Source organism: Curtobacterium sp. MCPF17_001 (genome assembly GCF_003234615.1).
GTDB lineage: Bacteria > Actinomycetota > Actinomycetes > Actinomycetales > Microbacteriaceae > Curtobacterium.
On record NZ_QKSL01000002.1, the window covers coordinates 294,951 to 318,453 of the forward strand.

A 23,503-nucleotide genomic window follows, 5' to 3' on the forward strand; every position below is an offset into this window, starting at 1 on the left:
GGTCGAGGATGCGGATCGGTGCACTCGCCGAACAGGCCGGCGTCAGCGTGCGGTCGCTGCGGTACTACGAGGAACGAGGCCTCCTCGAGTCCGAGCGGACTGCAGGAGGACACCGGGAGTACCGCGAGTCCGACGTCACGCGTGTGCGCTTCATGCAGATGCTCTACGCCGCGGGCATGCCGAGCCGCCGGATCATCGAGCTCCTGCCCTTCCTCGACACCGGGGTCGCCACGTCGACGATGCTCGACCACTTCGACGAGGAGAGCGATCGCATCCGACGCCAGATCGAGGCCCTCACCGCCACCCGTGATCGCCTCGCCCGGCTCCGCGGCATCGCGGCGGAGTCGGTCGCTGGTCGGCCGCCGGAGGAGTGTCGCTCCTCAGCGAACGCCGCCGCCGCCTGATGGCCGGTGTCGTCCCCGGGCGCTGAGCACCACGCCTCTACGGGCGCTCTCCGCTCTCCCGGTCGGAGACCAGCCCGACGCGTCGGTCCTGGACCGTGACCGGGGCGCCCCCTGCCGCGACGGCGAGCACGAGGTCGTCACCGAGCCGGAGGACCGTCACCGGCTGCACGAGGCCGTCGAAGCGGGCGGTGTGCCCGCTGGACTCGGGCGTGACCCGGTCGGCAGCGACGGACTCCGGCGTCATGCACCCGAGCACCACGTCGACCTCGGTCGGGTCGACACGGAGGCCCCGACCGTCCCGTTTCAGGACGGCCTCCTTCACGGCCCAGCACGCGGTGAGGTCGACGGCGGCGGACCCGGACCGTCCGGCTCGCTGACGCTCCCCCGGCGTGAAGGCGTCGAGCTCGGCGGCGGCGACGCGGGAGAGGCGTTCGACGTCGACGCCGATCGCGCTCGGGACGATCGCGCTCGGGTCGGTCGTGGCGGGGCTCGTCGAGCCGGAACTCGTCGTGGCGCGGCTGGTCGTGCTCGGGCCGACGGCCAGTGCGAGGACGCCCGTCGTCCGCGACAGGCTGACACCGATGTCGTGACCGTCCACGACGGCTGCCGGTCGGCCGTGGTCCGCGGCCCCGCAATGCGCGCAGCGACGCTCGACGCGCACCAGCGCCACGGCGGTGTCGGTGACGTCCGCGACGAAGGCGACCAGGGCCTCCCGGTCGGCGGCGCGCGTCCCACGTCCGGTCAGGACGCGGACGACGACACCGTCCGACACGGAGCCCTTCAGGCGTGCGTGAGGGCGATGAGTGCGACGTTCATCGTCGCGTACTTGCCCTCGGACCGGGTGGCCTGGCGGACGCGGCCACGGAGGACCTCGTACCGGCCGTCGCTCTCGCGGACGAACCCGATCACACCGCTCAGCGGTGTCGACACGCGGTGGTACCCGTCCTCCAGTGGGACGACTTCTGCAGTGGTCGCTCGCTCCATTGCTGGACCCCTTCCTCGTTGACGTGGACTCACCATACCCCGCTTCGGGGGACACGCCTCCCGGATTGTCCGCATCCGGCTCGGAGCCACGGAGGCGATACGGGGTACAGGTCGACGCCTCCTGACGGAGTTCTCCACAGCCCGGGCCGGTCCAGCGGGTGCCTGGATAGACTCCGAGCGACGGCCACGGACCAGGTCGACAGGACCACGGAAAGAGGACGGATGCGCGCGGTCGGAAGCAGGACGGACTCCGGGTCGGCGAGGGTGACGCGGCTGTCGTCGGGGATCGTCTCGGCGGTGACCGCGATGGCGCTCGTCGTGCTCCCCGCAGCGGGAGCGCAGGCCACCGCACCGGTCGACATCGGCAGCGCCTACGTCGTCGACGACGCCGACGCACTGACCGACGCGCAGCAGGCCGACGTCGAGCAGGCCGTGCAGGAGCTCTACCAGGACACGCAGACCCAGCTCTACGTGGTCTTCGTCCCGTCGTTCACCGACCCGACCGACCACACCGCATGGGGCGCGGCGACGCTGCAGCGGAACCAGATCGAGACGGACGGCATCCTGCTGTCCGTCGCGGTCGACGAGCGGAACTACGACGTCCAGCAGACGAACGAGACCGCGATCAGCTCCGGCGACGTCGAGAACGCTGTCGACTCGGACCTGCTCCCCCGGCTGAAGCAGGGGCAGTGGGCCGCTGCGGCGACCGCGTTCGCCGCCGGACTGCAGCAGACCCAGCAGCCCGCCGACCTGACCTGGCTGTGGATCCTGCTCGGCCTCGCCGTGCTCGCCGCCGTCGTCGCGGTCCTGTTGATCCGTACCCGCAACAGACGCCGCGCGGCCGCGGCACGCGAGCAGCAGGAGCAGACCCTCGCCGAGCTCGAACGCCGAGCCGGTGGCGCCCTCGTCACGATCGACGACGAGATCCGCACCGCCGAGCAGGAGGTCGGGTTCGCCGCGGCCCAGTTCGGCGACGACGCCGCGAAGCCGTTCGCCGACACCGTCGCGATCGCCAGACGCGAGGTCCGCAAGGCCTTCGCCCTCCAACAGCAGCTCGACGACGAGGTCCCGGACACCGCCCAGCAGCGCGTCGACTGGTCGAACCAGATCATCGCGACGTGCGAGCAGGCCCACGCGGCGATCGAGTCCCAGACCGAGGCGTTCGACCAGCTCCGGGCGCTCGAGGAGACGGTGGACACCGCCTCGGCCGACCTCACGACGTCGCTCACCGCGGCTCCCGCCGCCGTCGACGCAGCCCGCGCCGCTCTCGAGCGCGTCCGGAACGCCTACACCGGCCGGACCCTCGCGACCGTCGCCGACAACGTCGACCAGGCCGTCGAGGTCCTGCGGTACGCCGACGAGCGCGCCGCCGCAGCCCGGACGGCCCTCGCCGCCGGTGACCGTGGCGCAGCGGTCGTCGCCGTCCGCGACGGCCAGCACGCGCTGGCTCAGGTGCAGCAGCTCACCGGTGCCGTGACGGCCGCCGAGACCACCTTCGCCGACGCTGCCAGCCGCGCCGAGGCCATGCGCGCCGACATCGAGGGGGACCTCGCCGCCGCCGGCACCCTCACCACCGGTGGTGCGGACCTGGCCGCCGCCGTGGCGCGAGCGCAGCGGGTCCTCCGCGCCGACGTCGACCCGCGCGACCCGGTCGGCGCCGTCGACGCACTGACCAGGGCGAACACCGACATCGACGCGGCCCTCGCCAGCGCCCGCACCGCCGAAGAGCAGCACCGCCGCGCGACCCAGGCCCTCGACGCCGCGCTGCGGGACGCCCGGAGCCGGATCGCCCAGGCCCGCCAGTACGTGACCGTCCACCGCGGCGGTGTCGGCTCGACCGCCCGCACCCGTCTGTCCGAGGCCGAACGCGCGCTCGACGACGCCCTCGACCTCGCGGTGACCGACCCCCAGCGTGCGCTGCAGGCGGCCCGTGCAGCCGAGCAGTACGCGGCCGCGGCCATCGACGAGGCGGACAACGACATGGGCGGATGGCCCGGTGCCGGTGGGGGCACGGGTGGCGGCCGCGGTGGCGCCCAGCTCGGCGGACTCGTCACCGGCATCGTCCTCGGCGGCCTGCTCGGCGGGCGCGGTGGCAGCTACGGTGGCGGCAGCTTCGGCGGGGGCGGCGGCTTCTCCGGCGGCGGCCGGTTCTGACCAGACCTCTCGAACAACCCAGCAGTCCATCCACGAAAGGGAACCAGCAATGGCAAAGCAGTCCATCTTCGGCCGCATCTCCACACTCGTCCGGGCGAACATCAACCAGCTGATCGACAACGCCGAGGACCCGCAGCTGATGCTCGACCAGCTCGTCCGCGACTACTCGAACAACATCGCGGACGCCAAGAGCGCCATCGCGCAGACGATCGGGAACCTCCGCCTGCTCGAGCAGGACAACGAGGAGGACGTCCGCGCCGCTCAGGAGTGGGGTCAGAAGGCCGCGAACGCCTCCGCCGCTGCCGACCGGTACCGGGCCGAGGGCAAGGCCTCGGACGCCGACAAGTTCGACAACCTCGCGAAGATCGCGATCGGCAAGCAGATCGCCGCCGAACAAGAGGTGCAGGACAACGCCGCACCACTCGCCACGCAGAACGAGCAGGTCGAGAAGCTCAAGCAGGGTCTCGCCGGCATGGAGCAGAAGCTCGAGGAGCTCCGGTCGAAGCGGAACACCCTCGTCGCCCGTGCCAAGACCGCCGAGGCGCAGTCGAAGGTGAACGACGCCCTGGGCAACATCGACATCACCGACCCGACGAGTGACCTGGCCCGCTTCGAGGAGAAGGTCCGCCGCGAAGAGGCGAAGGTCATCGGCCAGCAGGAGCTGCAGGCCTCCAGTCTCGACGCACAGTTCGAGAGCCTCGAGGACGTCGGCCGCGACGCCGAGGTCGAAGCCCGTCTCGCCGCCCTGAAGTCCGGCGGCCCGACGGTCTGACCCCGACCGGTCGGCACACGCTCGACGACTGCTCCGGACGACGTCGGACCCGCCTGACAGACTGACACGATGCGCTTCATCGTGGTCGGTCAGTGGCAGGGTTCGGCGTCGTCGCGCGCCATGCGGCTCGCGGACGGAGCAGCCGCCGTCGCAGCGGACCTCCCCCGCACGGCGACCACCACGATCGACGTGCCGACCGGTGCCGGCGACCGCCTCGACACCGCGGTCGCGCGGTACACCTCGGTGCTCACGGTCTCCGGCTCCGTCGCCGCGGAGGCGGCTGTCGCCACCGAAGCCGTCCTCGTGATCGGTGGTGACGGCTCCAGCGTGCTCGGCGCCTCCGTGCTGGTCGGGGCGGACACGGCGGTGGTGCGCCTCTCCGGGTCGAGTGGGTTCCGGGCGTTGAACCGCGCCCAGCCGGTCGCGGCCGAGACGGCCGCACTGCGCCTCCTGGTCGACCGCCCGTCGGAACTGTTCCCGGACCTGCCGGTCGTCCCGGCGTCGTCGGTGGTGGTCGCGGGCACGCGCGGCACCGAGTTCGCCGAGGCGGCCGCACTCGACCGGGCCGGGATCACCCACCTCGACGTGGACGCGGCGACCCCGGACGCCGTCCGTGCCGCGGTCGAGCGCACCGGTGCCGGCAGCGTGTTCGTGCACGTGGACCTCGACGTCCTCGACCCCTCGCAGGTCGACGGGCTGCTCGAACCGGTCCCCTTCGGCATCGACGGCGCAGCCCTCGTCGCCCTGGTCCAGGCGGCCACGGACGGACGACGGCTCGTCGGAGCAGCCCTGACCGGGTTCGCCCCGGTCGACCCGAGCCGTGCCGTCGAGGACCTGGGCGTGATCCTGCGGGTCGTCGGCGCCCTGTCCACCGCGGCGCGCGCGGCCTGACGCACCCGTCGGGTGCGGTTCTCCACCGGGCGCACCGCTCCCGGCCGATGACCGCCCGGCGAAGGCTACGCTCGGCCACATGACGGACTACGACCTCATCGTGATCGGAGCCGGCGCTGTCGGCGAGAACGTGGCGGACTACGCCCACAAGCGCGGCCTCTCGGTCGCCGTGGTGGAAGCCGAACTCGTGGGCGGTGAGTGCTCCTACTGGGCCTGCATGCCGTCCAAGGCACTGCTCCGCAGCAGCCACGCGATCGCCGCGGCCAAGCGCGTGGGTGGCGCGGCGGAAGCCGTGACCGGTGACGTCGACGCGGCCGCCGTGCTCGCACGCCGCAACTCGTTCACGAGCAACTGGGACGACGCATCGCAGGTGCAGTGGCTCGAGTCCGCCGACATCGCACTGATCCGTGGCCGCGCCGTGATCACCGGTGAGAAGACCGTCGAGGTCGACGGCACCACGTACACCGCACACGCCGTCGCCCTGGTCACCGGTTCCGTGCACACCCTGCCGCCGGTCCCGGGTCTGGCCGAGGCGAAGCCGTGGGGCACGCGGGAGGGCACCAGTGCGCAGGAGGTCCCGGAGAGCCTGCTCGTCATCGGTGGCGGCGTCGCCGGTTCCGAGCTGGCGACCGCCTGGGCAGCACTCGGCGCGAAGGTCACGCTGGCCGCCCGCCACGGTCTGCTCGGCGGCATGGAGCCCTTCGCGGGCGAACTCGTCGCCGACGGCATGCGGGAGCTGGGCATCGACGTCCGCACCGGTGTGAACCCGACCCGCGTCGACCGCGACGAGCACGGGCTGGTCACCACCACCTTCGACGACGGCACGACCCTCGTCACGAGCGAGGTCCTCGCCGCGACCGGCCGCGCACCGGGCACCGAGCACCTCGGGCTCTCCTCCGTCGGGCTGACCGACGGCGAGTGGCTCGACGTCGACGACACCATGCTCGTCACCGGCACCGACTGGCTGTACGCCGTCGGTGACGTCAACCACCGCGCGCTCCTCACCCACCAGGGCAAGTACCAGGCCCGCGCAGCCGGCGAGGTCATCGCGGCACGGGTCCAGGGCCGTCCGGTGCACGCCGAGCCGTGGGGCGCGCACGTCGCCACCGCGGACCACGCCGCGGTCCCGCAGGTCACCTTCACCGACCCCGAGGTCGCGAGCATCGGCCTCACCGAGGAGCAGGCGCGTCAGCAGGGCATCGACGTCCGCGCGGTCGAGTACGACCTGGGCAGCGTCGCCGGCTCGGCACTGCAGGCGGACGGCTACACCGGCCGGGCGAAGATGGTCGTCGACGAGTCCCGCGGGGTCGTCGTCGGGGTCACCTTCGTCGGGCAGGACGTCGCCGAGATGCTGCACGCCGCCACCGTGGCGGTCGTGGGCGAGGTCCCGGTCGACCGGCTCTGGCACGCGGTCCCGGCCTACCCCACCATGAACGAGATCTGGCTGCGCCTGCTCGAGACCTACGGCCGCCCCGAGTAGCCGATGCGGAACCCGCTCGTCGACTCGCCGGTGTCCCGTGCGGGATGGCTCTTCGCGACGGCCGTGGGCCTGGCGATCGGGCTGCCGCTGTCGTCCGGACCCGTGCGGGTCGTCGATGGCGTGATCGTCTGCCGAGGACTGCCGCGCTGGGTCTTCCGGCGCGGTGGGACCTGCGTCGGCTCGGTCTACCTGACGCGGGACAACGACGGCGACCGGGTCCTGCGGCACGAGCGTGTGCACGTCGACCAGTGGCGCCGCTACGGCATGCTCATGCCGCTGCTCTACGGGATCGCCGGGCGGGATCCGCTCCGCAACCGCTTCGAGGTCGAGGCCGGGTTGGAGGACGGCGGCTACCGCTGACCCGCGTTCCCCGCGCTCGGCACCCGGCTCGGCTGGCGCCGCCTGGCGTCCGGCGCCCGGCGCCCGGCGCCGCCCGGCCACGCACAACAGCAACCGGCTCGAACCACGGGATCCCCCGGTTCCAGCCGGTTTCCGCTGTGCGGCGCCGTTCTGCGCCGCCGATCTGCGCCGCCGATCCGATCGAGCGCCCGGCAGAGGACAACCGGGCATCGTCCTCGCGCCGAACGGTCACGACAACGGATCCGCCGTTCGGTCACGTTCGGTCGTTCCGCGGCGCTGAGAACGACGATGTGTGACCACTCGACGGACCCGAGCCGGGCGCGGCAGCCCGGCCCGATGCACGCGGCAGCCCGGCGCAGCGCACGCGTCAGCCCGGCTCAACGCGAGCGGCGCGGGACGACCAGCGGCGTCCCGGTCTCCGGATCCGGCACGACCACGCACGGCAGCCCGAAGACGTCCGCGACGAGTTCCTCGGTGACGACGGACGCCGGCGTCCCCTGCGCGACGATCGCGCCGTCCCGCATCGCGATCATGTGCGTGGCGTAGCGGGCCGCCTGGTTGAGGTCGTGCAGCACCGCGACGACCGTTCGCCCGGCGGCGTGGAGCGTGGACGCCAGTTCGAGCACGTCGTACTGGTGCGCGATGTCGAGGAACGTCGTCGGCTCGTCGAGCAGCACGATGTCGGTCTGCTGCGCGAGCACCATCGCGATCCAGACCCGCTGCCGCTGCCCGCCGGAGAGTTCGTCCACGCCACGGTCGGCGAGCCCCAGGATGTCGGTCTGCGCCAGGGCCGCCTGCACGACCTGTCGATCGGTCCCGCTGGAGGGGTGCAGCAGGTCCTGGTGGGGGAACCGTCCGCGGGCCACGAGGTCCCGCACGGTGATGCCGTCCGGAGCGATCGGCGTCTGCGGCAGCATCGCGACCCGCCGGGCGACGGCCTTCGGGCGGTACGACGTGATCGGCCGGCCGTCCAGGTACACGGTGCCGGCCGAGGGCTTGAGCGTCCGGGCCAGCGCCTTCAGCAGCGTCGACTTGCCACACGCGTTCGGCCCGACGATGACGGTCAGTTCGCCGTCCGGGACGTCCACGTCGAGGTCCTGCACGACGACCCGGTCGTCGTACCCGAGCCGGAGACCCCGGGCTCCGAGCGCGGTGACCGGTGCCTCCGGGGTGAGGACGGTCGCGGGACGACCGGCAGGACTCAACACTCCGCCTTGCCGTGCCGCCAGTACCCCATGAACGCGACCTGCTTCCGGTCCAGCCCGATGCTCCGCACGAGGTGACGACGGAGCTCCTTGACGCAGCCGGCCTCCCCCGCGATCCAGGCGTACACCGGCAGGTCGTCGTCCTCACGCGGGACGTCCCAGAGCACCTGCTCGTCGACGTCCACGTCGACGAGTTCGGCCGCGGCCGCAGCGCGTCGGTCGACGACGAGCGGGTCCGGTGCCACGGTCGAGGCCCAGGCGTGCACGTGGTCCGTCATCCGGGCCCCGTGCGAAGCACCGTTGCGGGCGATCCAGCGGACCTCGACCCCGGCGGGCGCCGACACCGGCAGCCGGTCGGCGTCGGTCGGGACCTCGATGAAGACGTGTCCGACGGCGCTGACGTCGAGGGCTTCGAGGATGGCGCAGATCGCGGGCGCGGCGGTCTCGTCCCCGGCGAGCAGGATCCGGTTCGCGGACCCGGGCGAGAACTCGGCAGCGCCGGACGGCAGGTCGGCGGGCGACTCCGGGACGCTCGGCCCGACGATCCGCAGTTCGTCACCGACGCGGCACGCGGACACCCACCGCGATGCGGGGCCGGCGTCCCCGTGGGCGACGAAGTCGATGTCGAGCTCGTGGGCGTCGGGCCGGAACGAGCGGACGGTGTAGGTGCGGATCGGGTTCCGGGTCGCGTCCGGCAGGGCACGCCACGCGGCGAACCAGTCCTGCCCCTCGGGCAGGTCCGAGAACCCGTGGCCCTCGAGCGGCAGGAGCACCTTGATGCGCTGGTCGAGACCGACGGCCGAGAAGTCCGCGAGCTCGTCGCCCGTCAGCGTCACCCGGACGAAGTGCGGGGTGAGCGACGTGACGGCGGCCACACGGACGGAGAAGACACGGTACCGGGCTGCCACACCTCGAGTATGGCATGCCTAACCTAACGACAGAAGGGCGCGAGGCACTGCGACACTGGTCGGGTGTCCGAGCACGATGACGAATTCGCCGACGTCCCCGCCCTGGCGGCCGCGAGCGGCGTGAGCGAGCCGCTCCGCGCCTCCCGGCAGGACGTGCGCACCGACGGCGGCGGGACGGTCTCGGCGATCCGCTGGTCCCGCACCGGCCCGCCCGCGCCCGGACGGGAGGCACGGATCACCTACCTGCACGGGCTCGGCATCGACGCCCACAGCTTCGACCAGACCGCGGTCGCGATCGACCAGCCGGCCGTCGCGCTCGACCTGCCCGGGCACGGCCGCTCGGCCTGGCGGGAGGACGCGGACTACGCGGCGACCGCGACGGCACCGACCGTCCTCGCCGCCCTGGACGCCCTCGACGTGCCGCCGGGGCTCGTCGTCGGCCACTCACTCGGTGCGATCCTGTCCGCGCGGCTCGCCGCCCTCGCACCCGCGCGGGTCACCGGGCTCGTGCTCGTCGACATGTCCCCGGACTTCGCGCAGCGGGCCGTCGACCGGATCGCCCGTGCCCTGGAGTCCGAGGAGCCGTTCGCGAGCCTGGACGAGGTCGTCGAACGGGCGATCGCCGCGCGAGTCGGTGGGGACGAGGCGACACTCCTCCGGGAGGCGCGCCACTCGACCCGGCTCGGCGCCGACGGACGACTCGTGCGGCGGCACCACTTCCCGCACCTCGGCGGTCGCACGTCGTCCGTCGGGCGGTTCGTGGACGCGTGGCCGGACCTCGAGCAGCTCGACGTCCCGCTGCTGCTCGTCCGCGGTGACCGGGGGTACGTCTCCCCCAAGCTGCACCACGCGTTCGCCGAGCGGCTGCCGGACGCCACGATCGTGACGGTGGAGTCGCGGCACGCCGTGCAGACGCAGGCGCCGCTCGCCCTCGCGGACGCGATCCGGGAATGGGCGACCACTCACGGCTTGTTGGATGGCGTCGAAGAACCCCCCGAGACTTCGTCCGAGACCTGACACCGCCGGTGCCCGGCTGCCCGGTAGCCTCGTCCGAGCGTCGCTGACGACCGTCGTCTCGCCGCCCTCGTCCCGGCCCTCGTGGGTCTGGCTCCGGGAAGGAACCCAGCATGCGTCCGCTCCACCGCACCGCCCTGGCCGCGGCAGCCCTCGCCGTCGCGACCTCGGTCGCCCTGGCCGGCTGCTCCGGCGGCTCCGACGACACCCGGGGCGGCGCCGACGCGACGGTCCGGGTCGGCCTGGTGCTCGAACCGACCAGCCTCGACATCCGCACCCAGTCCGGCAACGCGCTCGACCAGGTGCTCATCGACAACGTCTACCAGGGGCTCGTCGGACGGACCGCGAGCGGGAAGGTCCGCGACGTGCTGGCGTCCTCGCACGAGGTGTCCGACGACGGCCTGACCTACACGTTCACGCTGCGCGACGGTGCGACCTTCCAGGACGGCGAGCCGGTCACCGCGAAGGACGTCGTCTGGTCGTTCGAGGACGTCAAGGCGCACGAGTCCTACGTCGACGCGGACGACCTCGCCGCGGTGGAGACCGTGGCCGCCACCGGAGACGACACCGTCACGCTGACCCTCTCGAAGCCGGACTCGGACCTGCTCTGGAACCTCACCGGCCGCGCGGGCCTGGTCCTCGAGCAGGCGGCGGACAACGACCGGACGAAGACCGCGAACGGCACCGGGCCGTTCGAGGTCGCCAGCTGGAAGCAGGGCGACTCGCTCACCTTCCGCCGGAACCCGGACTACTGGGGCGCGACGGCGAAGGTGGCGAAGGTCGTCTTCCGGTACATCACCGACCCGTCGACGGCCGTCAACGCCATGGCCGGCGGCGATCTCGACGTCGAGACCGCGGTCGACGGCACCCTGAAGAGCCAGCTGCAGAACACCTCCGGCGTCACACTGCACACCGGCAAGACGACCGACAAGTACACGCTCGCGTTCAACGACCAGAAGGCACCCTTCGACGACGTCCGCGTCCGCAGGGCGATCCGGCAGGCCGTCGACCCGAAGGCCGTCATCAAGGCGATCGGCGGCGGCGGGGTGGAGCAGGGCGGTCCGATCCCCGCGCTCGACCCCGGCTACCAGGACCTGACCCACATCGACGCGTACGACCCCGCCTCGGCGAAGAAGCTCCTGCGGCAGGCCGGCGTCACGAAGCCGACGCTCACCCTGACCTACGCCAACGTGTACCCCACGGCGATCGGCGACGTCCTGACCTCCGAGCTCGCCGACGTCGGCATCACGCTCAAGGTGCAGCGCGTGGACTTCGCGACCTGGCTCGACTCGGTGTTCAAGAACAAGGACTTCGACCTCAGCATGGTGAACCACACCGAGGCGCGGGACTTCGGCAACTGGGCGGACCCGGACTACTACTTCGGGTACGACAACGCCGAGGTCCAGCGGCTCTACGCAGCCTCCGTCGCCACGACCGACCAGGCCGAGAAGGTGCGCGCCCTGCAGCAGGCGGCGAAGATCGTCAGCGACGACGCCGCGGCCGAGTGGCTGTACACGGCGACCACCACGACGGCGGTCCGCGACGGGGTCACCGGCTTCCCGTTCGACAGCACCACGACCCGCTTGGACCTGGCGGACCTCGCCGTCTCGTAGCATCGGAGTCGTGACCCGATTCCTCGTCGGGCGGGTGTTCCTGCTCGCCGTCGGACTGCTCGTGGCGAGCCTGATCGTCTTCGCGACGCTCCGCGTGCTCCCCGGCGACGTCGCGCAGGTCGTCGCCGGAGCCGAGGCGACGCCCGCCCAGGTCGCGGCGCTCCGCGAGCAGCTCGGGCTCGACCGGCCCGTCGTGCTGCAGTACCTCGACTGGATCGGCGGCCTGTTCCACGGTGACCTCGGCAACTCGCTCGTCACTCGCGGCCCGGTCGCCCCGGAGATCGCGCAGAAGCTCGCGGTGACGCTGCCGCTCGCCGGCATGTCCCTGGCGGCCGCGCTGGTCATCGGCGTCCCGCTCGGCGTGCTGGCCGCGGTGCTCCGTCGCCGACCGGGTGGCGCGGTCATCTCCGGTGCCGCGCAGGCCGTCGCCGCGATCCCGGTCGTCTGGGCCGGCATGCTGCTCGTCGCCCTGTTCGCCGTGACGCTGCACTGGCTTCCCGTGCAGGGCTTCCCGCTCGACGGCTGGGACACGCCGGGCCGGGCGTTCGCGGCGCTCGTCCTGCCCGCGCTGACCATCGGCGCGGTCGAGGGAGCCGTCATCCTCCGCTTCACCCGGTCCGCGACGCTGTCCGTCCTCGACGCCGACCACGTCCGCACAGCGGCGGCCGTCGGCTTGACGAAGAACCGGGCGCTCCTCCGCCACGGCCTGCCGAGCGTCGCGCTGACCGTGCTCGCCGTTCTCGGTGTGCAGATCGCCGGGCTGCTGGTCGGAGCCGTCGTCGTCGAGCAGCTGTTCTCACTGCCCGGGGTCGGCCGCATGCTCGTCACCGACGTCGGCCGGCGCGACATCACGAAGGTGCAGTCCGAGCTCCTCGTGCTCACCGGTCTCGTGCTGCTGGTCGGGTTCGCCGTCGACGTGCTGCATCGCGTGCTGGACCCGAGGCAGCGCGAGGCTTCGTCGTGAGCGCGCTCGGCCGGCTGCTCCGGACCCCGACCGGACTGTTCGCCGTCGTCGTCCTCGGGCTGCTCGTCGTCCTGGCCGCGGTGTCGCTCGTCTGGACGCCCGAGGACCCGTTCCGCACCGACCCGTTCCACCAGTGGGAGCGCCCGAGCGCCGCGCACTGGTTCGGCACCGACGGGGTCGGCCGCGACATCGCCAGCTACCTGCTCGCCGGCACCCGGACCACGCTCCTCGTCGCGGTCGGCGCCGGGGTCATCGCCAGCGTCGTCGGCATCGTCCTCACCGCGATCGGCTCCCTCACCGCCCGCTGGATGCGCGAGGCCACGGCGGTGCTCCTCGACGTCCTGGTCGCCTTCCCCACCCTCCTCACCGCGATGCTCCTCACCGCCGTGTACGGCGGGTCGCTCGGCGTCGTCGTGGTGTCCGTCGGGCTGGCGTTCGGCGTCACCATCGCCCGGGTCGCCCGCGGTGAGATCCGGCGCATCGCACGGAGCGACTACGTCGTCGCAGCCCGCGCGTCCGGGGTCGGGCCGCTGGGCGTGCTGTTCCGCCACCTGGTCCCGAACGCCGCGCCGTTGTTCACCGTGCAGCTGTCGCTCGCGATGGCGACCGCGGTCCTCGCCGAGGCCGGGCTGTCCTACCTCGGCTACGGCGCCGACGCGGGCACGGCGTCCTGGGGTCGGCTGCTGTCCGACCTGCAGACCTACATCGGCGTGCATCCGTGGAGTGCGACCTGGCCGGGTGCGGCGATCGCGCTCGTCGTGATGGCGCTGTCCCTGCTCGGCGACGCGGTCCGGGACGCCACGGACCCACGGCTGATGACCAGTCGGCGGGGGCCGGACGCGGCTCCCGCACCCGGCACCGCAGTGGGCACGCCCGACACACCCGACACCCGCGGCACGACCGGCACGGTCAGCGGAACGGAGGGCATCGCATGAGCACCGGAACGGCGACGACCGGCCTCGAGGTCCGCGGCCTGACGGTCCGGATCGCGGGGCGGACGGTGCTCGACGACGTGACGTTCACCGTGCCTCCCGGCCGTCGCGTCGGCGTGATCGGCGCGTCCGGGTCGGGCAAGTCGATGACCTCGCTCGCCCTGATGGGCCTGGAACCCGCCGGTGCGACCGTCAGCGGCAGCATCCGCCTGGACGGACGGGAGCTCGTCGGCCTACCCGACCGCGAGCGTGCACGCACCCGCGGCGCGGCCATCGGGATGGTGTTCCAGGAGCCGGGGACCGCCCTCGACCCGCTCCGGCGCGTCGGCAGGCAGATCGTCGAGCCGCTCCGGCTGCACCGGGGTCTCGACCGGCGCGCCGCCGCCGAAGCCGCCGTCGGACTCGCCCGGGACGTCGGTCTGCCGGACCCGGAACTGCTGCTCCGGCAGTACCCGCACCAGCTGTCCGGCGGGCAGCGGCAGCGGATCTGCATCGCGATGGCGATGGCGGGCGAGCCCGCGTTCCTCGTCGCCGACGAGCCGACCACCGCGCTCGACGTGACCACGCAGGCGCGGATCCTCGACCTGTTCGAGTCGCTCACGGCCTCCAGGGGGACGGGGATGCTGTTCGTGACGCACGACCTGGCGGTCCTGTCGCGGATCGCGGACACGGCTGTCGTCCTGGAGGCCGGACGTGTCGTCGAGCAGGGCCGCGTCGCCGACCTGCTCGCCACGCCCGGGCACCCCGCCACGCTCGCGCTCGTCGAGGCAGCCCGGGCCACCGCCAGGAGGACCTCGTGACGGAGCTCGACACCGCTGCTCCGGCCCTCGCCGGCGCGGACCTCAGCCGCACGTACCGGCTCCCCCGGCGTGGCCCCTTCGAGCCCGGCGCGGTCCGCACCGCCGTGGACGGCGTCGACCTCATCGTCCCGTCCGGCGCACGGCTCGGGATCGTCGGTGAGTCCGGGTCCGGCAAGTCGACGCTCGTCCGCCTCCTCGCCGGGCTGGAGGCCCCCACCACCGGCACGGTCCACGCTTCTGGCCGCCCCGTGGACGCGCGGGCATCGGCCGCGTCCTCGCGCTGGTTCCGGCGCGAGACCGGCATCGTGTTCCAGGACCCGGTCGCCTCGCTCGACCCGCGGATGCGCGTCGGTGCGATCGTCGCCGAACCGCTCCGGGCACTCCGTGTCGCCGGCGACCACCGCGCGATGGTTGCGGCGGTCCTGGAACGGGTGGACCTGCCAGCCGACGCTGCTGACCGGTACCCGCACGAGTTCTCCGGCGGGCAGCGCCAGCGGATCGCGATCGCCCGCGCGGTGGTGCACCGACCGCGGATCCTGTTCGGGGACGAGCCGATGAGCGCCCTCGACGTCGTGGTGCGCGCCCGCGTGATCGACCTGTTCCGCTCGTTCGTGGACGACCTCGGGGCGACACTCGTGCTCGTCTCGCACGACATCGGGGTCGTCCAGCGCCTGTGCGACACCGTCGCGGTGATGTCGGCGGGGCGGATCGTCGAGCACGGCCCGGTGTCCCTGCTCGACGCGCCGACGCACGAGGTCACCCGGGCCCTGGTCGCGGCGGCGCCGACGCTGCCGTAGGGCCAGGGGCGCGCGGGCGGCCCGGCGAGGCCGGGGTGGCGGCGCCCGGGTCGCACAAACCGCCGCTCACATCCGCCGAGGTTGCACGGACTGCCGGCCACGCGCCTCCAGGCCTGCAGATTTCGCGACCTCGGCGGACGACGCGCGGCATGTCGTGCGACCTCGGCGGACGGCGACACGCCCGGCGACAGGCCCGCCCGACGAGCGCCCGCGCCGAGCGCCCCGCGCTACCAGCCGGCGGGGTGTCGCCGCTGCCAGCGCAGCCGGCGCTCGAGCTGCGCCCCGATCGCCAGGAGCACCCGCTCACCACCCGGACGTCCGATGAGCTGCACCCCCATCGGCAGCCCCGCGCCGTCCGGGTGCCCCTCGCCCGTGACCCCGACGGGCAACGAGATCGCGGGCAACCCCGACACGTTCGCCATCGACGTCCAGGGCGAGTACGCGCACTGACGACGGAAGTCCTCCTCCGGGTCGTCGCCGTACCAGCCGAGCGGCCTCGGGGTCATGGCGAGCGTCGGCGTGAGGACGGCGTCGAACCGGTCGAACGCCCGGATCAGCGCGATCGAGAACGCGTCCAGTCCGGCCATCGCGTCGAGCACCTGCGTCGCGGACAGCTCCCGCCCTCGCGACACCAGCCAGGCGACGAGGGGCGTCAGGGCGCGCAGGTCGATGCCGGGGATCCGGGCGATGCCGGCGCCCGAGGACTCCCACGCCACCTGGAACGACTCCGCGTACGGCACGCGCGGCATCACGACCTCCTCGACCCCGTGCCCGACCTCGCCGAGCACACGGACGGCGGTGTCCACGGCCTCCCGCGCGGCCGGGTCGACGACCACGTCGACGAAGTCGTCCCACGGCGAACCGTCGAGCAGCCCGACGACGAAGCGCCCCTCGCCCCGGACGGCGGCCGCGGTGAACGGCCCCTCGCCGACCTCGGGTGTCACGAGCGCGTAGGGCTGGCGCTCGGCCAGACCGGTCGGCGCCACGAGTGCGTCGAGCAGCATCCCCGCGTCGGCGACGGTCCGGGTGAGCGGCCCGGCGACAGCGAGTCCGCCCAGCCCGGCACGCCCGGGCATCGACGGCACCCGACCACGACTCGGCTTGAGTCCGACCAGGCCGGTGGCCGCGGCCGGGATCCGCACCGAGCCTCCACCGTCCGACCCGACGGCCGCCGGCAGCAGCCCGGCTGCGACGGCGACGGCGGCGCCGCTCGACGACCCGCCCGGGGCACGCGTGGTGTCGTACGGGTTGCGGGTCGTGCCGAAGCGCGTCTCGGAGGACGACGACATGCCGAACTCGGGCGTCGCCGTCTTGCCCAGGCTGATCGCCCCGGCGTCGTCGAGGGCGGTGACGAGCGGGTGGTCGACCGTCGCCGGGTCACCCGGCAGGGCGAGCGTCCCGGACCGGGTCGGGACGCCGCGCCGGTCCGTCAGGTCCTTGTCCGCGGACGGGAGGCCCCACAGCGGCCTCGACGTCGGCACCAGGTCGCCGAGGTGGTCGGCCCGGGCACGCGCGGCCTCGGCAGTGACGGTCACGAACGCGCCGAGCTCCGGGTCGAGCCGCTCGATGCGGGCGAGGTAGTGGTCGGTGACCTCGCGGGCGGTGGTGTCACCGCGGCGGATCCAGTCCCAGAGTTCCTGCGCGGACAGGTGGTGGAGTTCGAACACGGATCGAGCCTAGGCCGACATGTCGTTCCCCGGCCCTTGACCGACCGCCTCGACGGGTCCAGGCTCGGCGCATGGACCACGGCGGAGTGCTCGGTGCGGATGCGCCCGACCCGGAGATCGCGCGCCGGGCCGCGGCCCGCTCGCTGGGGTTCGGCGTCGCCGGGCTCGTCGCACAGCGGCATCTCGAGGACTTCGGTTCCGTCGGCGTGCAGACGGGCGAATCCGACGGCGTCCGCGACAGTGCGACCGTGTCGCGGCAGTACACACTCTGGCGGAACCCGGAGGACCACGACGACCCGGTGAACCTAGCGGCGATGGACGACGAGCGGCGACGGTCCCTGGAGGAGGTCCCGCCCTGGCCACGCCCGGACTGGCTCGTCGCCACGGTCGAGCGGATGCGGTACCCGATGCTGTGGGAGGCGGTCCGGACCCACTGGAGCCGGCTCGGTACCACCCGCCCGTCACCTGCCGAGGCGCTCGTCCAGCACGTGCAGTACGTCCTCGTCAACGGGTACCGCGACGAACTCGCTCTCCCGGAGTCCACCGAGGACCCCTGGCCGACGCTGGTCGACGAACGCAGCGTCCAGTCCGGACACCCCGTCTTGGTCGACGGCGTCGAGCGCCCCGGGCTGCTCCTCGACACGGACCCCTTCGTGCTCGGCCTGGCCACCGAGCTCGACGACGGGCGACTCCTGACGGCGGTGCTCCCCCGCGACGAGCTGCCCCTGCTCACCGTCGCCTTCGACTCCGCGACCCCGCTGGGCTAGTCCGCCTGGACCACGCTGAGGACCCGCCGCTCGTCCGCTGCCGTCAGACCCGACCGCCGACCGCGCGCAACCCCGCGAGCACGCTCGTCCTCGACGACGCGCCGCACGGTCTCGGCGAGCGGCCGAACCGTCCCGCCGGCCGCGAGGAACGCCCGACCGGCCCGCCGCGCGAACCCGACCTCACTCACCGGGATCCACAGCGGCAGCGACGCCGGCCCCGCCCAGTACGTGACCCCCTGCGCAAGGAGGGTCTCGTCGTCGGCCGCCACGAGCCTCCCGTCGAACCCGGTGGCGGTCGCCACGGTGTCCAGGAAGGCCCGCATCGACGTACTCGGCCCGACGGCGTCGACGGTCCCGACCGTGCCCACCCGCCCGGCCCGGACGATCCACTCCGCCAGGTCTGTGACATCGACCACCTGCACCGCACGGTCGTCAAGGACCGGAGTGAGCACGTCGCCGCCGCGGTCGAGCCGAGCAGCCCAGTAGCCGAACCGGTCACTCGGGTCGCCGGGTCCGACGATGAGGCCGGGCCGGACCACGAGCGCGTCTGTCCCGCGCACCCGCCGGGTTGCACGCTCCCCGGCGGCCTTCACGTCGGCGTACTGCGTCAGGTCCACGGGCTCGACGACCGGCGCGTCCTCGTCGTCGCCGGCCCGGTCGGTCCGCGCGTACACGGAGATCGTCGAGACGGAGGTCCAGTGCCGGGCACGCGTCGCGAGCGCCTCGAGCGCACTCGCGACGTGCGCCGGATCGGTCGCGAGCTCGACGACCTCATCCCAATCGTCGCCGAGGTGCGCGTACGCGTCGGCAGCCGAGCGGTCGGCGCGGACGAACCGTGCGCCGGCCGGCGGCTCCCCCGACTCCCCGCGGGCGAGACATGTCACCTCGGCACCGTCCCGTATTGCCGCCTCGGCGACCGCCCACCCCAACCACCCGGTCCCACCCAGCACCAGAACGTGTCGCATGCGGCCAGTCTGGCAGCGCACCGGACGAGAGGCCCGGGGCGGCCCGGCACCGCGCCTCCCGCCCCGGTCCGTGGCCGCCCCGGCGAGGTGGGACGATGGAGGGATGACCGCCACGCTCGTCGCCAAGGGGCTCGCCGGCGGCTACGCCGCCCGCACGCTGTTCGACTCCCTCGACCTCACGGTCGCACCCGGTGACGTGATCGGCGTCGTCGGCGTCAACGGCGCGGGCAAGTCCACGCTGCTCCGCCTGCTGGCCGGGGTCGACGAGCCGCTCGCCGGGGCCGTGTCACTGTCGCCGACGGACGCGTTCGTCGGCTGGCTGCCACAGGAGCACGAGCGGGTGCCCGGGGAGACCGTCGCCGGGTACGTCGCCCGCCGGACCGGGTGCGCCGACGCGGCGGCGGAGATGGACACGACGGCGCTGGCCCTCGGCGAGCCCGACGCCGGGGATGCCGCCGCCGACCGGTACTCGGTCGCCCTCGAGCGCTGGCTGGCCTCGGGTGCCGCGGACCTGGACGAGCGGATGCCGGTGGTGCTCGCCGACCTCGGCCTGACCCTCGACGCACCCGACGGCTCGGTCACGGCGGACTCGCTGATGACCTCGCTGTCCGGCGGACAGGCGGCCCGGGTGGGGTTGGCGGCGCTGCTGCTCTCCCGGTTCGACATCGTGCTGCTCGACGAGCCGACGAACGACCTGGACCTCGACGGGCTGGACCGGCTCGAGGAGTTCGTGCGCGGCCTGCGCGGCGGCGTCGTCCTCGTCAGCCACGACCGCGAGTTCCTCGCCCGCTCGGTGACGGCGGTCCTGGAACTCGACCTGGCGCAGTCGTCGAACCGGCTGTTCGGCGGTGGCTACGACGCCTACCTCGAGGAACGCGAGATCGCCCGCCAGCACAAGCGCGACGCGTACGACGAGTTCGCGTCCACCAAGGCCGACCTGGTCTCGCGTGCCCGGACGCAGCGCGAGTGGTCGAGCCAGGGCGTGCGGAACGCGATGAAGAAGGCCCCCGACAACGACAAGATCCGTCGCAAGGCCGCCAGTGAGTCGAGCGAGAAGCAGGCGCAGAAGGTCCGGCAGATGGAGTCGCGCATCGCCCGGCTGGACGAGGTCGAGGAGCCGCGCAAGGAGTGGCAACTCGAGTTCACGATCGGGCAGGCGCCCCGGTCCTCGGCCGTCGTCGCGACCCTGTCGAACGCCAGCTACGAGCAGGGCGACTTCACCCTCGGGCCGGTGTCGCTGCAGGTGAACGGCGGCGACCGGATCGGCATCACGGGCCCGAACGGCGCCGGCAAGTCGACGCTGCTGCGGGCGCTGCTCGGGCGGCAGGAACCGACGACCGGCACGGCGTCGATCGGGTCGAGCGTGGCGGTCGGCGAGGTCGACCAGGCCCGGTCGCTGTTCACCGGGTCCGAGCCCCTGGCCGCCGTGTTCGAGGACCTGGTCCCCGAGATGAACACCCCGGACGTCCGCACCCTGCTCGCGAAGTTCGGGCTGAAGGCCGACCACGTCGGACGGGCCGCCGGTGAGCTCTCGCCGGGCGAACGGACCCGTGCCGGGTTGGCGCTCCTCCAGGCCCGCGGGGTGAACGTGCTCGTGCTCGACGAGCCGACGAACCACCTGGACCTCGTCGCCATCGAGCAGCTCGAGCAGGCACTCGAGTCCTACGAGGGGACGCTGCTGCTGGTCACCCACGACCGGCGGATGCTCGACACCGTGCAGCTCGACCGGCAGTGGCGGGTCGAGGCCGGCCGGGTCACCGAGGTCTGAGCGTCGGGAGCCCGGTGCTCACCCGCCCGGGACGCCGACGAGCGCCCCGGACACGTACACCTGGACCGCCCGCTCGACGTCGAAGTCCGGGTCGTCCGCCGTCCCGATGCACAGGTTCCCGACACCGCGGAGCAGTTCGTAGCCGGTGACCCCCGCGCTCGTCGCCCGCCCCGGAACGGCAGCGCGCGCGGCGGTCAGCAGATCGCCGCACACCGGCACGAGTCGGTCGACGAAGTACCGGTGCAGGGCGTCGGTCGCGGCGCCGTCGCCGTGCATGGCGACGGGCAGTCCGTGCTTGGTGACCAGGAAGTCGACGAAGAGTCCGATCCATTGCCGCAGTGCCGCATCCGGGTCGGACGCCTCGGACAGGAGGCGCGGGCCGGCCTCCGCGCACGCCTCCACCTGGTGCCGGTAGACGGCGAGCACCAGGTCGGCCCGGGTCGGGAAGTGCCGGTAGACGGTCCCCACGCCGACCCCGGCCTCCGTCGCGACCGCACGCACGGGGGCGTCGACGCCGGACCGGACGAAGACCCGGGCGGCGGCGTCGAGCAGGGTCTCCTGGTTCCGGCGCGCGTCGCTGCGTTGCACGCGGTCGGACGCGGCTGGGCCGGGCTCAGGCATGGGGGCTCCTCGACGGTCGTTGCAAACGGAACTAGGTTCCGGTACTGTCCGGAACACTGCTCCGCTTCATCGTACGGCAGCGGACACCCCCGCGGAAGGAACCCCGTGCCCACCTCGACCACCCCCGCCCTGGACCACCTGCTCGGTGACGGCGCCCCCGTCGTCTCCATCGCGCCCGTCACCCTCGACGCACCGGGCCGCCCGCTCCCCCTGCAGGTCCGCGTGTCCGCACCGGCGACCGGCACCGACCTGCCCGTCGTGCTCTTCTCGCACGGCAACGGCATGCACCTCGACGCCTACGCACCCCTCGTCTCGTTCTGGGCGGCGCACGGGTTCGTCGTGGTGCAGCCGACGCACCTCGACTCCCGCCGCAACGGCATCGGGTTCGACCACCCGATCTTCCCGACGATCTGGTCCGAACGCACCACCGACCTGGTCCGGGTGCTCGACCAGCTCGACACCGTCGAGGCCGCACTGCCCGGTCTGTCCGGCCGCGTCGACCACAGCCGCGTCGCCGCCGCCGGACACTCGTGGGGCGGCCAGAGCGTGCAGAGCCTGCTCGGCGCGCGCATCCTCGACGACGCCGGCCAGCCCGGCGAGGACCGACGGGAGGCCCGGATCACCGCCGGCGTCCTCCTCGCCGCCACCGGGGTGGCCGGCGACGACCTCGTCCCGTTCGCGGCCGAGCACTTCCCGTTCATGCGACCGTCCTTCGCCGAACTGACGACCCCCACGCTCGTCGTGGCCGGTGACCACGACCAGTCACGGATGTCGACCCGCGGCCCGGACTGGTTCACCGATGCCTACACACAGAGCCCCGGTGCAACGGACCTGCTCGTCCTCCGCGGCGGCGAGCACTCCCTCGGCGGGATCTCCGGCTACGAGGCCGCCGAGACCACCGACGAGGACCCGGAGCGCGTCGCTCTGGTGCAGCGTCTGACCACGGCGTACCTGCGCCCTGCACTCGATGCCGGTGACGACGCGTGGGAGCAGGCCCGGGCCTCCATGCCGACGGGTCCGGACGCACCGGCGACGCTCGAGCACCGCGGCCGCTGACCGCCCGGGCGACCGCGTGCCAGCGCGCGCGGGTCAGCGTTCGCCCGACAGCGACCGGCCGTCAGCGCCCGCCACGGTGGAACGGGCAGCCACCGGAGCGGCCGGACCCGACCCGGGACCGCGCCCGGACACGGCCGCCCGAAGCCGGCTTCGTCGGCAGACGTCGACGGTCGACGTCGAGCCCCTCGTCGAGGACGCTGACCCGCGGGTCACTGAGGGTCGCGATCGCCGAAGCGAGTGCGACGATCGCGAGCTTCTCCCCCGGGCACCGATGGCCGCTCGCGACGTCGCCGCCACCGTGCGGCACGAACGTCTCGATCGCCTCGTAGTCGTCGACGCCGAGGAACCGCTCCGGGTCGAACCGGTCGGCCGCGGGCCACGAACGGTCGTCGATGTCGGTGCCGAGCAGGTCGAGCAGGACCCGGCCGCCACTCGCGAGCCGCTGTCCGTCGAGTTCGAGGTCCTCGGTCGCCCACCCGGGCAGCATCGGCACGAACGGCGCCGTCCGGCGGATCTCCTGCGCGAAGGCGGTCGCGAGGGGCCCGCCGGCGAGCGAGCGTCCGGTGACGGACTCCTCGGCGATCCGGGCACGCCACTCCGGCCGGTCGTGCAGCTCCTTCGCGGCGAACGCGACGAACCGGGCGACCGCGATGAGCGGACGGATGCTGTTCTGGAGCTCGACGCCGGCGGTCACCGCGGGCAGCAGCACGCCGGAGCGGTCACGGTGCCACGCCCACTCGTACAGCGCCGTGCCCTCGGCCGGGTCGAGATCGCCGTCCCGGACCGCCCGGACCAGCCGTTCCGCGTGTCGGTTCGACCACCACCGGTTCCGGATGGCGAGCAGGTACTCCGGCGAGTACGGCACACCGAACCCGTCGACGATCTGCGCGAGGCGTGCTGCCCACCGGGTCTTCGCGGCCGGCGTGCCGGGCAGACCCGCCCACCGCATGCCGGCACGGCCGAACACACCGACGGCGGCGTCGTAGGCAGACCGCTGCCCGCCGCCGAGCCACTCGTCGAGTTCCCGGTGCCACTCCTCGGCGATGAGCGGGGTGAGGCGGGCGACCTGCTCGTCCTCGTACGCGACGTCGACGAAGGTCGCCTTGCGGTGCCGGTGCTCGGCGCCGTCGAGGCTGTGCACGGACCCGTCGCCGAACAGCGTCTGCTGCACGATCGCCGGCATCGCACCGTGTCGGGCGATCCGGTCGCTGTAGAACAACTCGACACCCTCGGCACCGCGGACCAGCAGCGCGTCACGGAGCAGGAAGCGCATCGGCACCGCCCTGGCACCGTCGGCCGCCCGGCGCCAGACGTGGGCGCCGAAGCCGTAGCCGCGGGTGAGCAGGGACGGGGAGTCGTCGACAGGCATGCCCCCATGCTG

Annotated in this window: 23 protein-coding genes; 15 read left to right on the forward strand and 8 right to left on the reverse strand. The window is 73.3% G+C overall.

All coding sequences use genetic code 11. From position 1 onward, the window contains the following. Window positions 1–8 precede the first annotated feature (8 nt). Entirely contained in the window at window positions 9–404 is a 396-nt protein-coding gene (locus DEJ24_RS03460; RefSeq protein ID WP_111077272.1) for a MerR family transcriptional regulator, read from the forward strand. A gap of 37 nt (window positions 405–441) precedes the next feature. Here DEJ24_RS03460 and DEJ24_RS16745 read toward each other — a convergent pair whose 3' ends face one another. Both DEJ24_RS16745 and DEJ24_RS16750 read right to left on the reverse strand, forming a co-directional pair. Further along, window positions 442–1,176, reverse strand: coding sequence for a 4'-phosphopantetheinyl transferase superfamily protein (locus DEJ24_RS16745; RefSeq protein WP_111237571.1), 735 nt, complete (start codon window positions 1,174–1,176; stop codon window positions 442–444). A gap of 8 nt (window positions 1,177–1,184) precedes the next feature. Beyond that, entirely contained in the window at window positions 1,185–1,388 is a 204-nt protein-coding gene (locus tag DEJ24_RS16750) for a hypothetical protein (protein ID WP_111043803.1), read from the reverse strand. A 222-nt stretch (window positions 1,389–1,610) separates the two neighbouring features. Here DEJ24_RS16750 and DEJ24_RS16755 point away from each other — a divergent pair, with 222 nt between their 5' ends. The 5 genes from DEJ24_RS16755 to DEJ24_RS03490 all read left to right on the forward strand — a co-directional run bounded on the left by DEJ24_RS16755 (window position 1,611) and on the right by DEJ24_RS03490 (window position 7,045). Next, window positions 1,611–3,542: a TPM domain-containing protein gene (locus DEJ24_RS16755; RefSeq protein ID WP_111077273.1), complete on the forward strand. Its 1,932-nt coding sequence runs from the start codon at window positions 1,611–1,613 to the stop codon at window positions 3,540–3,542. A gap of 49 nt (window positions 3,543–3,591) precedes the next feature. Next, complete coding sequence (locus DEJ24_RS03475; RefSeq protein WP_110902123.1) at window positions 3,592–4,314, forward strand: PspA/IM30 family protein; 723 nt, start codon at window positions 3,592–3,594, stop codon at window positions 4,312–4,314. A gap of 69 nt (window positions 4,315–4,383) precedes the next feature. Continuing rightward, window positions 4,384–5,205, forward strand: a complete 822-nt coding sequence (locus tag DEJ24_RS03480) for an arginase family protein (protein WP_111077274.1) — start codon at window positions 4,384–4,386, stop codon at window positions 5,203–5,205. Between the two features lie 79 nt (window positions 5,206–5,284). Further along, complete coding sequence (locus DEJ24_RS03485; protein WP_111077275.1) at window positions 5,285–6,685, forward strand: NAD(P)/FAD-dependent oxidoreductase; 1,401 nt, start codon at window positions 5,285–5,287, stop codon at window positions 6,683–6,685. Between the two features lie 3 nt (window positions 6,686–6,688). Further along, window positions 6,689–7,045 carry a Fe-S oxidoreductase gene (locus tag DEJ24_RS03490; RefSeq protein WP_111077276.1) on the forward strand — a complete coding sequence of 119 codons (357 nt, stop codon included), beginning with the start codon at window positions 6,689–6,691 and terminating at the stop codon, window positions 7,043–7,045. A gap of 377 nt (window positions 7,046–7,422) precedes the next feature. Here DEJ24_RS03490 and DEJ24_RS03495 read toward each other — a convergent pair whose 3' ends face one another. Continuing rightward, window positions 7,423–8,250 (reverse strand): ABC transporter ATP-binding protein, encoded by an 828-nt coding sequence (locus DEJ24_RS03495; protein WP_111077277.1) that lies wholly within the window; start codon window positions 8,248–8,250, stop codon window positions 7,423–7,425. Then, window positions 8,247–9,158, reverse strand: a complete 912-nt coding sequence (locus DEJ24_RS03500; protein ID WP_111043807.1) for a siderophore-interacting protein — start codon at window positions 9,156–9,158, stop codon at window positions 8,247–8,249. Before DEJ24_RS03500 ends, DEJ24_RS03495 begins: the two co-directional genes overlap by 4 nt. 63 nt (window positions 9,159–9,221) lie before the next feature. Between DEJ24_RS03500 and DEJ24_RS03505 the strand changes: the two genes are divergently transcribed. The 6 genes from DEJ24_RS03505 to DEJ24_RS03530 all read left to right on the forward strand — a co-directional run bounded on the left by DEJ24_RS03505 (window position 9,222) and on the right by DEJ24_RS03530 (window position 15,278). Continuing rightward, the gene (locus DEJ24_RS03505) at window positions 9,222–10,175 is read left to right on the forward strand and encodes an alpha/beta fold hydrolase (protein ID WP_111077278.1); all 954 of its coding nucleotides are present in this window, start codon (window positions 9,222–9,224) and stop codon (window positions 10,173–10,175) included. Between the two features lie 110 nt (window positions 10,176–10,285). Further along, on the forward strand, window positions 10,286–11,785 hold the full coding sequence (locus DEJ24_RS03510; protein ID WP_111077279.1) for an ABC transporter substrate-binding protein: 1,500 nt from the start codon (window positions 10,286–10,288) through the stop codon (window positions 11,783–11,785). A gap of 10 nt (window positions 11,786–11,795) precedes the next feature. Continuing rightward, a complete protein-coding gene (locus DEJ24_RS03515; protein ID WP_111077280.1) occupies window positions 11,796–12,749 on the forward strand; it encodes an ABC transporter permease in 954 nt (317 codons plus the stop codon). Then, a complete protein-coding gene (locus DEJ24_RS03520; RefSeq protein ID WP_258374719.1) occupies window positions 12,746–13,684 on the forward strand; it encodes an ABC transporter permease in 939 nt (312 codons plus the stop codon). Before DEJ24_RS03515 ends, DEJ24_RS03520 begins: the two co-directional genes overlap by 4 nt. After that, the gene (locus DEJ24_RS03525) at window positions 13,681–14,481 is read left to right on the forward strand and encodes an ABC transporter ATP-binding protein (protein WP_111077281.1); all 801 of its coding nucleotides are present in this window, start codon (window positions 13,681–13,683) and stop codon (window positions 14,479–14,481) included. Before DEJ24_RS03520 ends, DEJ24_RS03525 begins: the two co-directional genes overlap by 4 nt. After that, complete coding sequence (locus DEJ24_RS03530; RefSeq protein WP_111077282.1) at window positions 14,478–15,278, forward strand: ABC transporter ATP-binding protein; 801 nt, start codon at window positions 14,478–14,480, stop codon at window positions 15,276–15,278. The genes DEJ24_RS03525 and DEJ24_RS03530 overlap by 4 nt, the downstream gene beginning before the upstream one ends. A gap of 227 nt (window positions 15,279–15,505) precedes the next feature. Here the strand turns inward: DEJ24_RS03530 and DEJ24_RS03535 are convergent, their stop codons facing one another. Further along, on the reverse strand, window positions 15,506–16,945 hold the full coding sequence (locus tag DEJ24_RS03535; protein WP_111077283.1) for an amidase: 1,440 nt from the start codon (window positions 16,943–16,945) through the stop codon (window positions 15,506–15,508). Window positions 16,946–17,016: 71 nt separating this feature from the next. Between DEJ24_RS03535 and DEJ24_RS03540 the strand changes: the two genes are divergently transcribed. Further along, window positions 17,017–17,712, forward strand: a complete 696-nt coding sequence (locus DEJ24_RS03540) for a hypothetical protein (protein ID WP_111077284.1) — start codon at window positions 17,017–17,019, stop codon at window positions 17,710–17,712. Here the strand turns inward: DEJ24_RS03540 and DEJ24_RS03545 are convergent. Continuing rightward, window positions 17,709–18,677 carry an NAD-dependent epimerase/dehydratase family protein gene (locus DEJ24_RS03545; RefSeq protein ID WP_111077285.1) on the reverse strand — a complete coding sequence of 323 codons (969 nt, stop codon included), beginning with the start codon at window positions 18,675–18,677 and terminating at the stop codon, window positions 17,709–17,711. The two genes, DEJ24_RS03540 and DEJ24_RS03545, sit on opposite strands and share 4 nt — an antisense overlap. Before the next feature lie 103 nt (window positions 18,678–18,780). Between DEJ24_RS03545 and DEJ24_RS03550 the strand changes: the two genes are divergently transcribed. Next, the gene (locus DEJ24_RS03550; RefSeq protein WP_111077286.1) at window positions 18,781–20,445 is read left to right on the forward strand and encodes an ABC-F family ATP-binding cassette domain-containing protein; all 1,665 of its coding nucleotides are present in this window, start codon (window positions 18,781–18,783) and stop codon (window positions 20,443–20,445) included. Between the two features lie 18 nt (window positions 20,446–20,463). On the opposite strand, the gene DEJ24_RS03555 is transcribed toward DEJ24_RS03550, so the two are convergent. After that, the gene (locus tag DEJ24_RS03555) at window positions 20,464–21,066 is read right to left on the reverse strand and encodes a TetR/AcrR family transcriptional regulator (RefSeq protein WP_111077287.1); all 603 of its coding nucleotides are present in this window, start codon (window positions 21,064–21,066) and stop codon (window positions 20,464–20,466) included. Window positions 21,067–21,171: 105 nt separating this feature from the next. On the opposite strand from DEJ24_RS03555, the gene DEJ24_RS03560 reads away from it, so the two are divergent. Continuing rightward, on the forward strand, window positions 21,172–22,122 hold the full coding sequence (locus tag DEJ24_RS03560; RefSeq protein ID WP_111077288.1) for a chlorophyllase: 951 nt from the start codon (window positions 21,172–21,174) through the stop codon (window positions 22,120–22,122). Between the two features lie 61 nt (window positions 22,123–22,183). On the opposite strand, the gene DEJ24_RS03565 is transcribed toward DEJ24_RS03560, so the two are convergent. Further along, window positions 22,184–23,491, reverse strand: coding sequence for a cytochrome P450 (locus DEJ24_RS03565; protein ID WP_111077289.1), 1,308 nt, complete (start codon window positions 23,489–23,491; stop codon window positions 22,184–22,186). Between the last annotated feature and the right edge of the window lie 12 nt (window positions 23,492–23,503).